The 12208-nt window shown below is 71.3% G+C and carries 13 protein-coding genes; 8 read left to right on the top strand and 5 right to left on the bottom strand.

Annotated features, from left to right (window positions below):
* Positions 1–121: 121 nt before the first annotated feature.
* Positions 122–1009 carry an alpha/beta fold hydrolase gene (locus LZ495_RS14720; protein ID WP_235052639.1) on the top strand — a complete coding sequence of 296 codons (888 nt, stop codon included), beginning with the start codon at positions 122–124 and terminating at the stop codon, positions 1007–1009.
* 34 nt (positions 1010–1043) lie between these two features.
* On the opposite strand, the gene LZ495_RS14715 is transcribed toward LZ495_RS14720, so the two are convergent.
* A complete protein-coding gene (locus LZ495_RS14715; RefSeq protein ID WP_235052638.1) occupies positions 1044–1667 on the bottom strand; it encodes a YceI family protein in 624 nt (207 codons plus the stop codon).
* Between the two features lie 181 nt (positions 1668–1848).
* Between LZ495_RS14715 and LZ495_RS14710 the strand changes: the two genes are divergently transcribed.
* Positions 1849–2589, top strand: coding sequence for a GntR family transcriptional regulator (locus LZ495_RS14710; RefSeq protein WP_235052637.1), 741 nt, complete (start codon positions 1849–1851; stop codon positions 2587–2589).
* Positions 2590–2677: 88 nt separating this feature from the next.
* Here the strand turns inward: LZ495_RS14710 and LZ495_RS14705 are convergent, their stop codons facing one another.
* Both LZ495_RS14705 and trxA read right to left on the bottom strand, forming a co-directional pair.
* The gene (locus tag LZ495_RS14705; RefSeq protein ID WP_235052636.1) at positions 2678–3202 is read right to left on the bottom strand and encodes a DUF7144 family membrane protein; all 525 of its coding nucleotides are present in this window, start codon (positions 3200–3202) and stop codon (positions 2678–2680) included.
* 414 nt (positions 3203–3616) lie between these two features.
* The gene (trxA, locus tag LZ495_RS14700) at positions 3617–4024 is read right to left on the bottom strand and encodes a thioredoxin (RefSeq protein WP_235052635.1); all 408 of its coding nucleotides are present in this window, start codon (positions 4022–4024) and stop codon (positions 3617–3619) included.
* 316 nt (positions 4025–4340) lie between these two features.
* On the opposite strand from trxA, the gene LZ495_RS14695 reads away from it, so the two are divergent.
* From LZ495_RS14695 to LZ495_RS14685, 3 genes are all read left to right on the top strand, one after another.
* On the top strand, positions 4341–4601 hold the full coding sequence (locus tag LZ495_RS14695; protein ID WP_235052634.1) for a hypothetical protein: 261 nt from the start codon (positions 4341–4343) through the stop codon (positions 4599–4601).
* Positions 4602–4730: 129 nt separating this feature from the next.
* The gene (locus tag LZ495_RS44845) at positions 4731–6707 is read left to right on the top strand and encodes an ABC transporter ATP-binding protein (protein ID WP_235052633.1); all 1977 of its coding nucleotides are present in this window, start codon (positions 4731–4733) and stop codon (positions 6705–6707) included.
* The gene (locus LZ495_RS14685) at positions 6707–8539 is read left to right on the top strand and encodes an ABC transporter ATP-binding protein (protein WP_235052632.1); all 1833 of its coding nucleotides are present in this window, start codon (positions 6707–6709) and stop codon (positions 8537–8539) included. The genes LZ495_RS44845 and LZ495_RS14685 overlap by 1 nt, the downstream gene beginning before the upstream one ends.
* A 15-nt stretch (positions 8540–8554) precedes the next feature.
* Here LZ495_RS14685 and LZ495_RS14680 read toward each other — a convergent pair whose 3' ends face one another.
* Positions 8555–9424: a tetratricopeptide repeat protein gene (locus LZ495_RS14680; protein WP_235052631.1), complete on the bottom strand. Its 870-nt coding sequence runs from the start codon at positions 9422–9424 to the stop codon at positions 8555–8557.
* A gap of 140 nt (positions 9425–9564) precedes the next feature.
* On the opposite strand from LZ495_RS14680, the gene LZ495_RS14675 reads away from it, so the two are divergent.
* Entirely contained in the window at positions 9565–10608 is a 1044-nt protein-coding gene (locus tag LZ495_RS14675; RefSeq protein WP_235052630.1) for an RNA polymerase subunit sigma-70, read from the top strand.
* A gap of 89 nt (positions 10609–10697) precedes the next feature.
* Complete coding sequence (locus tag LZ495_RS14670) at positions 10698–11342, top strand: VOC family protein (protein WP_235052629.1); 645 nt, start codon at positions 10698–10700, stop codon at positions 11340–11342.
* On the opposite strand, the gene LZ495_RS14665 is transcribed toward LZ495_RS14670, so the two are convergent.
* On the bottom strand, positions 11314–11907 hold the full coding sequence (locus LZ495_RS14665) for a GNAT family N-acetyltransferase (protein WP_235052628.1): 594 nt from the start codon (positions 11905–11907) through the stop codon (positions 11314–11316). The genes LZ495_RS14670 and LZ495_RS14665 overlap by 29 nt on opposite strands.
* A gap of 117 nt (positions 11908–12024) precedes the next feature.
* Between LZ495_RS14665 and LZ495_RS14660 the strand changes: the two genes are divergently transcribed.
* On the top strand, positions 12025–12208 hold a 184-nt coding region (locus tag LZ495_RS14660; protein ID WP_268822838.1), incomplete at its 3' end, for a transposase.

Genomic DNA, 12208 nt, shown 5'->3' with positions numbered 1-12208 from the left:
ACAGGTGCATTCCCTGTCGCATCGGCGAGGCGACGTATTCGCGAGCACCGAGTCCGGCCGCCCGGCCGGGCCCGATCCGCGGAGGGATCCGCGACGAGATCCGCGAAGAGGAGCGAGTCCCATGAGCACTGCTGCCGATGTCGCCGCCAAGCCGACCGTCACCGAGTCCGTCGCCACGTCCGCGGACGGCACCGTGATCGCCTACGACCGCCATGTGCCGGCCGGCGGCCGCAGCCGCGGGACCGTCGTGCTGGTCGGCGGCGCGTTCAGCCACCGCAAGTTCCCGAAGATGGTGCAGTTCGCCGAGCAGTTGGCGGCGGACCACGGGGTGGCCGTGGTGAACTACGACCGCCGCGGCCGCGGCGGCAGCGGTGACACGCCGGGCCGGTACGACGCCGCGCAGGAGATCGCCGACCTCGCCGCGGTGGTGGCCGCCGAGGGCGGTACGGCCGCACTCGTGGGCTGGTCGTCCGGTGCGGTCCTGGCCCTGCGGGCCGCGCGCTCCGGGCAGATCCCGGGCATCACGCGCGTGGTGGCCTTCGAGCCGCCCTTCGTCGTGGACCGCACGCGGCACGTGCCGCCCGCGGACCTCGGCGAGAACCTCCACCGCCTGGTGGCGACCGGGCAACACAGTCGGACCGTGCGGTACTTCATGACCAAGGCGATCGGCATCCCGGCCCCGTTCGTGGGCCTGATGCGGATCACGCCGATGTGGTCCAAGCTCACCGCGCTGGCCCCCTCGACCGCGCACGACTGGGCGGTCATGGGGGACTACATGCGCGCCGAGCCGCTCGACCCCGCCGACTGGGCGGGTGTACAGGTGCCGGTGCTCGTCCTGTCCGGCGGCCGCAGCGACGCGCTGCTGCGCATCGCGGCCAAGGCGGCGACGGCGGTGCTGCCGCACGCCGAGCACATCGAGATCGCCAAGCTCAGCCACAACCCGGACGTCGCGCTGATGGTGTCGCCGGTCGGCGGCTTCCTGGTCCGGGATGCGGCCCCGGCCGCGTGAGCACGCGGCCGGGCGCACGCCGCGTCCGGATGCCTCAGGCCTTCTTGACGGCCGAGATGTCGAAGGTGAGCTTGACCTTCTCGCCGATGAGCACGCCGCCGGTCTCCAGCGCCGCGTTGTAGGACAGGCCCCAGTCGGTGCGGTCGATGGTGGTGCCGCCCTCGAAGCCGACCCGGTCGATGCCGTACGCGTCGGTGGCGGTGCCGGTGTACTCCAGGTCGAGGACGACCGGGCGCGTGGTGCCCTTGATGGTCAGGTCGCCGGTCATGCGGTAGTCGTCCGCACCGATGCGCTGCGCCGAGGTGCTCCGGAAGACGATCTCCGGGTGCGCCTCGACCGCGAAGAAGTCGCTGTTGCGCAGGTGCTCGTCGCGCTGCTCCTGGTTGGTGTCGATGCTCGCCACCTTGATGGTGATGGCCGCGGACGAGGCCGCCGGGTCGGCGCCATCCAGGCGCAGGAGGCCCTCGTACTCGGTGAACGCACCGCGCACGTTGGTGACCATCGCGTGGCGGACCGAGAAGCCGATGGCGCTGTGCGTGGTGTCGATCACGTAGTCGCCGGTGAGGTGCGACAGGTCGGCCTGCGGGGCGTCGGCCACGGCGACGGCACCGTTCGAGACGGCGTCGGACGGCTTGCGGGAGCGGGAGAAGAGGCCCATGACGGTTCCTTGTCCGTGAGATTTGGTTGAAGGTTCAACCTGACAAGAACGACAGTAGCTCTTTCCTGTTGAATGTTCAACTAGTGCGATTGTCGGACGGCGCCGGCCGCTCTTGTGGGGGCCTCGGCCCGTGGGTACCCTGACCGGCCGTCGGAGCAGCGCGGCGACAGGGGGAACGCACATGGCATCGGCCGGTCTTGCGCAATATCGGCAGCTCGCGGACGAGATCCGGCAGCGGATCCTGGCGGGGGAGTGGAAGCCCGGCGCGGCCCTGCCGTCGCACAAGGACCTGGCCCGGGAGACCGGCTACAGCGTCGGGATCGTGCAGGTCGCGCTGCGCGAGCTGGCCGTCGAGGGGATCGTCGAGGGCCGCCTGGGGTCGGGCACGTACGTCACCGGCCTGACCCGCCGCGCGGTCACGCGCGTCATGCAGCCGGGCGGCGGCACCGTCGCCCCGGTCTTCGAGGACCTGCGCGAGACCGCCTACACGCACCAGACCACGACCATGGTCGCGGACCGGCACATCGCGCAGCGGCTGGCCGTGGACATCGGTGCGGACGTCATGCGCACCACGTACGAATGCACCGCGGGCGGCCGCACGTATGCGCTGGTGACCAGCTGGGAGCCGCTCTACCTCACGGCCGGCACCCCGATCGCCTTCCCCGAGCAGGGCCCCTTCGCCGGCCAGGGCGTGCTGGCCCGGTTCGCCGCGATCGGGCTGCCTGCGATCCGGGTCAACGAGGACCTGATCCCGCGCGCGGTGACCACCCAGGAGGCCCGCGTGCTCAACATCGCCCGCAGCGCGCTGGTCACCGTCGTGGAGCGGACCGTCTTCGGCGCCCGGCACCCCCTGGAGGCCGCCGACACGCTCCTCCCGGTGGGAGTCGTGCAGCCGCACTACATCACCCGGCCCAACGGCTGACGGCCCCGCCCCCGCGCCGTTCGGCGCAGGGGCGGGGCCGCCTGGTGGTTCTGCGGATCGGTACTACGGGGCTTTGGGGGCTACGAGGCTACGAGGCACCCATCTGGTGCGTGCCGCCGTCCTCGGTGCGCATCGACGAGCTGCCCGCGGCATGCCGCCCGCTGCTCTCCGCGGCCTCCCACTCGGCCGCGTCGGACCGCTGGATCGGCTCGTCGATGCCTTGCGCATCGTCCCAGCGCGCGGTCAGCGCGTAGAGCACCACGACGTCCAGCGCGACCACGATGATCGACCACACCGGGTGTGCGTCCAGGAAGCCGACCTGCCCGATGATGTTCAGGATCGCCAGCGCCACGGCGGTCCAGCGGGCCCACGACGCGCCGGTCAACAGACCCATGCCGACCGCCAGTTGAAGCGCGGCGAAGCAGATCATGATGGCGCCCCACGTGGTGTAGTCCCACACCAGCAGGTCACCGGACGCGGTCAGGAAGTAGCCGTCCCGGACCAGGGCGGTGATGCCCATCATGAGGTTGAGGATGCCGAGCGTCAGCAGCGTGAACGCCGCGAACGCCACCCAACCCGACCAGGCGTTGAATCCGCTCGATTTCCTTGCCATGGCGTCCTCCCAAGTACGGCCGGACACGTCCGGCAGACCTCCGTTGCTCCCAACGTAGACCCGTTTTGTCCGTTACGCCCTATTTATTGATGGCATCACCGGCCGGACGGCCCGTCAGGACCCGCGCAGGGCACGAAAACTGCAGGGCGCCGCACCTTCGGCGCCTTCTGCACGTGCCGCACATGCCGACGGCCCGCCCCCTGCAGGGGGCGGGCCGTCGGTGCGTCTGAGCGGGAGAAGCCCCGCCCACTTCTCGCGGACCCGGATTGCGCGGTGCACGGCCAACGGAGGACCGCTACTCCGCGTCTTTCTCTTGCGGGCTTCTCCCGGTGCTTCCAGTAGAACTCTCTTGCGGGCGAAGCGCAAAGGCGTCGCGCAGCCGGTCTGCCGGGCGGGGTGCCGGGCGGCGTGCGGTCAGGCCTCGTCGGGCCCGCTGCCGTTCACCGAAGGCGCCTGGGTGCCGGCCTGTGCGGCCGCGACCTTGGCCTTCACCTCTTCCATGTCCAGGCCCTTGGCCTGCGCGATGAGGTCCACCAGCGCCGACTCGGGCAGCGCGCCCGGCTGCGCGTAGACCATCACGTTGTCCCGGACCAGCATGATCGTCGGGATCGAGCTGATCGAGAACGCGGCCGCCAGCTCGGGCTGCGCCTCGGTGTCCACCTTGGCGAACACCACCTCCGGCTCGGTCTCGGAGACCCGCTCGAAGGTGGGTGCGAACTGCCGGCACGGACCGCACCAGGCCGCCCAGAAGTCGATGACGGTCAGGCCGTCGCCCGAGACGACCTCGTCGAAGTTCTCCTTGGTCAGTTCGACCGTGGCCATGTGCCTCTCCGTCCTGCGTCCGTGTCGACCGGTGGCAGCCGACATGCATGGGAACGATGCGGAGATGCCGCGCATTCCGGATGCCCGGCTCCGCACCTGCCCTCCATCGTGCCCGCTACCGGCGCAAGGATGCGGCAAGGGCCCGTCTCGGCAGCCCCGTGCCATCCCGCCTGTCACTTGAGCCCCATAGGCTGTGCCGACGCCGACTTCCCGCCCGGCCGCACTGTCCGGCACCCGTCCCCACGTATTCCCCTGCGTCCCGCGTCGCCGTACAGTGCCACCGCTCGCGCACCATGCAGCCCGAGGAGCCCCCGCCATGCGCTACACCCGCCGCAGCGTCGTCAGCCTCACCCCGGCCGAGCCGGGCTGGGATCTCGAGTTGATCAGGCCCGGCGCGGAGTCCGCCATCTGCCCGGTCATCGGGTGGGCAGTGGTGGTCGCCGACACCACCGCGGACGGCACCGTCGAGACCGCGATAGAACCGGCTTTCGTGTACGACGGGGCGGTCTTCACGCCCGCCGAATTCGTGCACTCGGTCGGCAAGTTGGAGTACATCCTGATGGCTCCGGAGGACTGACCGGCCAATCCCCGGATGATCAAAAGACTGGTCAAGTAACCGGTTGCCGGACCGTGACTCCCTTGCAACGCCCATGGAAACCTGCCAACTTGCCGGTGCCATGATCGGCGTCAACGCGACGGGGGACACGTGCGCGATCGGCTTGCCCTGCTCTCTCTTCTGCGGCCGCTGGGCCCGCGCGTCGTCGCGGGACTGGCGGCCGCGATGCTTCTGGTCACGCTGCTGCCCGCCCTCACCGCCGGTTCGCTGGGCTGGCTGGTCGCCCGCGCGGTGGTGGTGGCCCGGGACGGCGCCGGCCTCGGCACACTGACCGCCCCGCTGCTGCTGGTCGCGGTCGTCCTCTTCCTCGACCTGCTGGCCCCCGACCTGGTCCAGGCCTTCCGCGACTGGACCGCGCTGCGCGTCAACGGCGAGGTCCGCAAGCGCGTCCGCCGGGCCCTGTCCTCACCGGCCGGCATCGCGCACGTCGAGGACCAGGCGATGCGCGAAGCCGCCGGGCTCCCCGCGGTGGACACCGCCTCGATCAACATCGGTACGGGCGCCCAGGGGCAGTTGTGGCTGCTCGCCAGGTTCGCCGGCGCAGCTGCGTCCGCGGGGCTGGTCGCGCTGTACTCGCCGTGGGTCGCGGCGGCGGTGCTGGGCTGCATGCTCGTGCAGCGCCGGATCCTGGTGAAGCAGTACAGCACGATCGTCCGCGAACTCCCGCAGATGCACCGGGCAGGGCGCGGCGCCGACTACTGGGAGCAGGTCGCGGGCGGCACCGCGGGCGCCCAGGAGTCCCGCATCTTCGGCTTCGGGCCGTGGGCCACCGCCGAGTTCGGCCGGCATGCGGACGCGCGCGCGGACGTCATGCAGCGGGTCATGAACCGCGGAAAGGGCATGCACTGGGCGGTCTTCGGGCTGTCCGCGGGAAGCGCCGGGCTCGCCTTCGGCCTCGTCACCGCCTCGGCCCTGGACGGCGACCTGACCCCGGCCCGGCTCGCCACCACGATCGGCGGCGTCCTGGGCCTGTCCTCGATGGGCGTGATGGGCTTCGAGGCCATCTACATCGCGGCGGCACTGCGGCAGCTCGCGGCGCTGCGCACGGTCGACGGGCTGCTGGACGATGGGGCTGGTCCGGCTGGTCAGGATGGTCCGGGTGGTCCGGGTGGTCCGACCGTTCCGGGGGCTTTGGCCGCTCCGCCCGTCTCGGCTGCTTTTTATGCGCCCGCTGCGGTCGTGCGGCGCAAGGATCTCGGCAGGGTCGGGGCGTCCATCACGTTCGAGGACGTGTGGTTCCGCTACCCGGGCACCGAACGCGACGTGCTGCGCGGCCTCGACCTGCACATCCCAGCCGGGGACTCGGTCGCCATCGTGGGCGAGAACGGCGTCGGCAAGACCACCCTGCTCAAGCTGCTGTGCGGGTTCTTCACCCCTACCCGGGGACGGATCCTGATCGACGGTGCCGACATCGGCACCGTGCCCCCGGCGCACTGGCGCGACCGCATCGCCGTGGTCTTCCAGGACTTCGCCCGGCTCGAGCTGAGCGCGCGCGACAACATCGGCCTGGCCGCGCTCGGCCGCGGCGCTCCGGACGAGGCGGCGCTGCGCGAAGCCGCGGGGGCGGTCGGCATCCTGGAGCGCATCGAGGCCCTGCCGCGTGGCTGGGACAGTGTGCTCTCGCCCGCCTACAAGGGCGGCGGCGACCTGTCCGGCGGCCAGTGGCAGCGCATCGCCCTGGCCAGGGCGCTGTACGCGGCCGACGAAGGCGCGGGCGTCCTCGTCCTCGACGAACCGACCGCCGCACTCGACGTCACGGCCGAGACCGAGCTGTTCGACCGGCTCATGGACACCGCGCACGACCTCACCAACATCGTGGTCTCGCACCGGTTTTCCACGGTCCGCAGAGCGGCCCGGATCGTCGTCGTCGCGGACGGCAAGGTCGCCGAGGACGGCAGCCACGCCGCCCTCATGGAACTCGGCGGGATGTACCGCACCTTGCACGAACTCCAGGCCGAGCGCTTCCGGCAAGCCGAGACGGACGTCGACGCCGATGCCGCAGCCGCAGCCGACGGTTCCGCAGCCGGCGGTTGTGCGCAGGCCGATTCCGAGGAGGCGGGCCGCTGATGGTCGACAAACACCAGCTCATCCCGGACGGAGACCCCGTCCCGCAGGTCCCGCTGCGCCGCCGCCTCGCGATCCTGCGCGCCGCCGTGCTGCGCGGCGGCCGCCCCGGCCGGATGCGTACCGCAGTGCTGATGATCGTGCTGGTCACCCTGGCCGGGGCGGCCATCAGCCTGGCGGTCAAGGGCATGGTGGACGGCGCCGCGGACGGCTCGTGGGGCTACGCGCTCACCGCCGCGGGCATCGCGGCCTTCGCGTTCGGCGTGAACGCCGCCTGCGGGCGCGTCTACAACGACGCCCACGACGCGCTCGCCGCAACCGTCGGCGCCCGGATCAACACCGACACGGTCCGCCTCACCAACGAGATGCCCGGTACCGACCACCTCGAACGCCCCGAGTACGCCGACCAGATCGCGCTGCTGCGCACCGGCGGAGGGCCGCTCGTGCGGGCCGCGTTCTCGATCGCCGACCTGGCTTCGCTGGCGTTCCGCATCCTCATCGCGGTGGCCCTGCTGGGCTGGGTGCACCCGCTGCTCATGATCGTGCCGCTGCTCGCGGTCCCGGCCGTGCTGCTGGCCGGGAAGGCCCAGTCGCACATCGAGGATGCCGCCGTCACGTCCGCCGAACGCGTCCGTACCGCCGACCACTTGCACGGCCTGTTCACCCACCCGACCGCCGCGATGGAGATGCGCATCTTCGACTGTGCGGACGCCCTGGACCGGCGTTCCGACGAGGCGTGGCGCGACGCGGCCGCACTCAAATTGCGCGGCGCGGTCCGGGCCGCGGCCGTCGGCGCCGCAGGCTGGGTCCTCCTGGTCGGCGGCTACACCGGCGGCCTGCTCCTGGTCGTGGCCGAGGCCCGCGCCGGGCGGGCGTCCGCCGGCGACATCCTGATGGCCGCCCAAGTCCTCATCCAACTGCGCGGCAACGTCTCGGCGATGGCCGCGACCACCCGCCAGGTCGGTGCGGGCCTGCGGATGGCCGACCGGTACGCATGGCTCGCCGACCGCGCCGAAGCCGCGAAGGCCCAGTACGCGGGCACCGCCGAGCCGCCGGACGTCCTGCGCGACGGCATCCGGCTGTCCGGCGTGCACTTCACCTACCCGGGTGCGCCGCAGCCCACCTTGGACGGTGTGGACCTGCACCTCCCCGCCGGGCGTACTGTCGCGATCGTCGGGGTCAACGGCGCCGGCAAGACCACGCTGGTCAAGCTGCTGTGCGGATTCCACCGGCCGGACGCGGGCCGCATCGAGGTGGACGGTACCGACCTGGCCGACCTCGGCATCGCCGCGTGGCGGGCCCGGCTGTCCGGCACCTTCCAGGGCTTCCTGCGCCTGGAGGCGACCGCGCAGCACAGCGTGGGCGCCGGTCGTCCGGCAGTCATGGACGACGCGGCCGAGGTCGGCGAGGCACTGGCCCGCGCGGACGCCGAACACCTCCTCGCCCGCTGGCCGGACGGCCTGGCCACGCCGCTGGGCCGGACATACCGGGAAGGCGAGGAACTCTCCGGCGGCCAATGGCAGAAGGTCGCCGTGGCCCGCGCGATGATGCATCCCCAGCCGCTGCTCCTCGTACTCGACGAGCCCACCGCGGCCCTCGACCCGATCGCCGAACATGCTTTGTACGAGCGCTATGTCGGAGCCGCCGCCCGAGTGCGCGAGAACGGCGGCATCGTGCTCCTCGTCTCGCACCGCTTCTCGTCGGTGCGGATGGCCGACCTGATCGTGGTCCTGAACGCGGGCGGCATCGAGGACGTCGGCTCCCACGACGACCTGATCGGCCGCCCCGGGAGCTACGCCCGCATGTTCCGCAAGCAGGCGGCGGCGTTCGCCTGAGGAGATGGCCGGGCGTCAGCCGGCGGCGGTGACCGGGGCCAGATTCTCCCAGGACCGGCCTTCGGATTCGCGCTGCCAGGAGGCCAGCAGCAGCGCCGCGTCCGCTTCGGGCGCGGCGATCCGGACCTGGACCCCCACGCCGTGGCCGCTGCCGATGACCTGCTCGACGCTGCCCTCATCGCAGCAGGCGCACAGCGTGCGCACCGCACTGGCCGCCTCGACGCCGAGGTTCCGGCCGGCGAAGGACATCTCCAGAGCCGCGAAGTCGTCGGCGGTGGGGGCGGTGACGTCGACGGTCCAGGTCGGCAACCCGGAGGTTCGCCAGACCATCAGCTCGTCGAAGACCGGGAAGGCATTGCCCTCGACGACCCGCTCGCCGTTGGGCACCCCGTCGTGGAGGACGATGTCGCCGAAACGGTGTGCCGAGGACAGCGGCACATTGACCACGATCGCGCGCGCGGGGCAGATCCGCTTGGCCCAGACGATCTCGCGGCCGTCGGGCGTCGCCAGGCGTACGCAGGTCAGGCCGAAGTCCTCCGTGATCTCGCCGACGCCGGGCTTCAGGTCGATGCCGTAGGCCTGCCACGATTCCCGGGCGACGTCCCAGACGCCGAGCGCGGTCGCGGCGATGCCCAGGTTCCAGAACGCGGGATCGCCGGTACCCGGTTCGGCGCGGGCGGCGGCCTCTTTGCCCAGCGCGTACGCCTTCGGCCAGTCCCGCAGGAACTTGTGGGCGAGTGCGGCGTCGAAGGCCCACTGCTCCGAGCGCTCGTGGTGCGGTTCCGCAGTCAGCAGCTCCTCGTAGAGCTCCGCGGCGCGCGGCCAGTCCTGCTCGTCCCAGGCCTCCCCGGCCTGGGTGACCAGGGCAAGCGTGTCGCGGCTCATCAGGGCTCCGTTCGGTGGTGGGGACCAACCGGTGAGTGTGCCAGCCCGGTCCGACCGCCCGGCAGGCGGCCGGGGCTTTCGACTCCGGTGATGAGTTTTGGCAGCCGGGCCTGTCATACCTGCGACGGGACGACACGGCGATGCGGAAGGACGACGTGATGGGTGCGGACAAGCAGCTGCTGGAGACTCTGGGTGTGAGCGGACTGGCGGAGGTCGAAGAGGCGGAGTTCTCCAGGCTGACCGAGAAGTATCGGCGCGAGCTGCACGTGCACTGCTACCGGATGCTCGGGTCGTTCGAGGACGCCGAGGACACCGTGCAGGAGACCTTCCTGCGGGCCTGGCGGCGCCGGGAGACCTTCGAAGGGCGGTCGACGTTCCGGGCCTGGCTGTACCGGATCGCCACCAACGCCTGCCTGGACATGCTCGCCAAGTCCCGCCCGGCGCCGGCCGCCGGGGGCGAGGTGCTCTGGCTGCAGCCGTATCCGGACCGGCTCCTCGACGAGCTGCCCGCGGGCGGTGCGGACGACCCGGAGACCGCGGCCGTCGCGCGGGAGACGATCGAGCTGGCGTACCTGGTCGCCGTCCAGCACCTCGCGCCGCGGCCGCGGGCGGTGCTGATCCTGCGGGACGTGCTCGGCTGGCGTGCGAAGGACGTCGCGGAGCTGCTGGGGGACTCCGTCAACTCGGTGAACAGTGCGCTCCAGCGGGCCCGCGCGGGGATGCGGGAGCACCTGCCCGCCGAGCGGCAGGACTGGACGGGCGGCGAGCAGGACGCCGGGACGCGCGACCTGGTGCGCCGCTACACGGAGGCCAGCGTGGCCGCGGACGTCCCCGTGCTCGCCGCGATGCTGCGCGACGACATCCGCTTCGCGATGCCGCCCACGCCCGGCATCCAGATCGGCCGCGACACGGTGGTGGGCGACTGGGTGGAGCACGGCTTCGAGAACATGAAGGGCATGCTGCGCGGCCTGCCCCTGTCCCTGAACCGGCAGCCTGCGGTCGCTTTCTACGTGTGGCAGGAGCAGGAGGGTGCGTTCCTGCCGATGACCATCGACGTCCTGCGGGTCAGCGATGGGCTGATCACCGAGATCGTGGTGTTCGACGACAGCCGGTTCGCGCAGCTCGGGCTGCCGGAGCGGCTGCCGGCGGACGCGTCGTCGGGCCCTGCGCAGAGCCCCGCGTAGGGCCTCGCGCAGGGGCGGATCCGGCGGGCCTCGGGACCGGTCAGGAATCGAGAAGCGTGGGGCATGGGGTCGCTTTTAGCGTTGTGGTCATGACGAACACGACGCTCACCGCAGCCACCAAGTCCCTTGCTTCCGTCACTCTCGAGGTGGCCGATCTCGAGGCGGCTCGCCGTTTCTATGCCGCGTTCGGTGTGGACGCTCATGTGCGTCTGCGGGAGTCGCAGGCCGTGTCGGAGGGGTTCCGCGGGTTCACGCTGGGCTTGACGGTGACCGGGCCGGCGAACGTGGATGCGTTCATCGCGGCGGCGGTGGGTGCGGGGGCTGTGGTGGTGAAGGCGGCGGCGAAGTCGCTGTGGGGGTACGGCGGTGTGGTGCAGGCGCCGGACGGGGCCATCTGGAAGATCGCGACGTCGCAGAAGAAGGACTCGGGTCCGGCGACGGGTGTGGTCGACGAGATCGTGCTGCTGATCGGCGTCGAGGACGTGAAGGCCACGCGGGCGTTCTATGTGGAGCGGGGCATGTCGGTGCACAAGAGCTTCGGCGGGAAGTACGCGGAGTTCACCGCGGACCCGTCCAGCGTGGTCAAGTTCGCGCTGTACAAGCGGCGCGGCCTGGCCAAGGACCTGGGTGTCCCGAATGACGGCTCCGGCTCGCACCGCGTGGTGCTGGGCAGCACCGGCGACGCCTTCACCGACCTGGACGGCTTCACTTGGGAGCCCGCCGCGGAGGTGTGAGGTCGAGCCGCATCAGGACGCGAGGATGACCGGCCAGCACCGAAGTGGTGTCGGCGGCATACGAGAATCCGGCCCGCTCGAAGTTCTTCCGGATACCGGCGTACGCCATCGTCATGTCGACCCTGGCGTCACCGCTGTCGAGCGGGTACGCCTCGATCGCCGGTGCGCCCTGCTCGCGGGCGAACTCGACGGCACCGGCGATCAGCGCGTGCGAGATCCCCTTCTTGCGGTGACCCGGGCGTACGCGGATGCACCACAGCGACCAGACCGGCAGGTCGTCGACATGCGGGATCTTGCGGTTGCGCGCGAACGAGGTGTCCGAGCGCGGCGCCACGGCGGCCCAGCCGACCGGCTCGTCGCCGTCGTACGCGATGACTCCCGGCGGGGGATCCGCACGGCACAACTCGGCCACGTAGGCGCCGCGGTCCGGTCCGCGAAGCTCGTTGTTGAGCTTGCTCGGGATCCGGTAGCTCAGGCACCAGCAGACGTTGGACTCAGGCGACTTCGGACCGACCAGGGTACGGACGTCGCCGAAGGCGGTAGCCGGGCGGACTTCGATGGTCATGGCGCCACGATGCCACGGCGTACTGGTGACACCGCTCAAGCAGCGCGGCGACCGTGTCACGGCATCGGAACCGCCGGTTCGGTCTAGGTCCTGTCTTCAAATCGCTGACGCGGGATCATGTGGTTTGTGATCCGGCGTTATGAACTGAGCGACGAAGAGTGGGCGTTGATGGAGCCGTGGTTGCCGCGGCCGCCGAAGGGGCGGCCGCGGCTGGACGACCGCAGGGTGCTGAACGGGATCGTGTGGAAGATCCGCGCGGGTGCCGCATGGCGCGACGTGCCTGCCAGATACGGCCCCTGGC

The sequence above is a fragment of the Yinghuangia soli genome (assembly GCF_021502675.1).
Lineage (GTDB): Bacteria > Actinomycetota > Actinomycetes > Streptomycetales > Streptomycetaceae > Yinghuangia > Yinghuangia soli.
Note: the sequence above shows the minus strand (reverse complement) of the source record. Positions and strands in the feature narration are given on the sequence as shown.

Bases quoted from the DNA above. Each gene is read 5' to 3' on its own strand.
- LZ495_RS14705 (WP_235052636.1), bottom strand. From the start codon at position 3,202: ATGGCAAGGAAATCGAGCGGATTCAACGCCTGGTCGGGTTGGGTGGCG.
- LZ495_RS14675 (WP_235052630.1), top strand. From the start codon at position 9,565: ATGCGGAAGGACGACGTGATGGGTGCGGACAAGCAGCTGCTGGAGACT.
- LZ495_RS14665 (WP_235052628.1), bottom strand. From the start codon at position 11,907: ATGACCATCGAAGTCCGCCCGGCTACCGCCTTCGGCGACGTCCGTACC.
- LZ495_RS14710 (WP_235052637.1), top strand. From the start codon at position 1,849: ATGGCATCGGCCGGTCTTGCGCAATATCGGCAGCTCGCGGACGAGATC.
- LZ495_RS14720 (WP_235052639.1), top strand. From the start codon at position 122: ATGAGCACTGCTGCCGATGTCGCCGCCAAGCCGACCGTCACCGAGTCC.
- LZ495_RS14670 (WP_235052629.1), top strand. From the start codon at position 10,698: ATGACGAACACGACGCTCACCGCAGCCACCAAGTCCCTTGCTTCCGTC.
- LZ495_RS14680 (WP_235052631.1), bottom strand. From the start codon at position 9,424: ATGAGCCGCGACACGCTTGCCCTGGTCACCCAGGCCGGGGAGGCCTGG.
- trxA (WP_235052635.1), bottom strand. From the start codon at position 4,024: ATGGCCACGGTCGAACTGACCAAGGAGAACTTCGACGAGGTCGTCTCG.
- LZ495_RS14715 (WP_235052638.1), bottom strand. From the start codon at position 1,667: ATGGGCCTCTTCTCCCGCTCCCGCAAGCCGTCCGACGCCGTCTCGAAC.
- LZ495_RS14685 (WP_235052632.1), top strand. From the start codon at position 6,707: ATGGTCGACAAACACCAGCTCATCCCGGACGGAGACCCCGTCCCGCAG.
- LZ495_RS14695 (WP_235052634.1), top strand. From the start codon at position 4,341: ATGCGCTACACCCGCCGCAGCGTCGTCAGCCTCACCCCGGCCGAGCCG.